General features: G+C 51.2%; 1 protein-coding gene. It reads left to right on the top strand.

The window, feature by feature from the left end:
- Positions 1 to 89: 89 nt before the first annotated feature.
- Positions 90 to 252 (top strand): ATP-binding cassette domain-containing protein (locus ACPYOJ_RS36070; protein WP_481420489.1); only part of this gene is annotated, 163 nt, incomplete at its 3' end.

The following is a 252-nucleotide window of genomic DNA, read 5'->3' as shown; positions in this document are numbered from 1 at the left end:
CCCTAAATCCCTTCTCTCGGGCTTACTGAGTTATCGTCAGCGATGTTTGACGAGGCATAAACATGCCTGTAACTCTTGGGTAAGCAACAATGAGCACTTTACTCACTGCACAATCTCTACGTGTTGATACGGCGTTTGGTACGCTCGTCGACTCGCTCTCCTTTACGCTGAAAAAAGGCGATCGCATCGGTCTGCTGGGCGACAACGGCTGCGGTAAAAGTACGTTGCTGAAGGTGCTGGACGGTACGGACA

The organism is Rhizobium sp. SVR5-9E (genome assembly GCF_056755095.1).
This window is presented reverse-complemented; position numbering and strand designations above follow the sequence as displayed.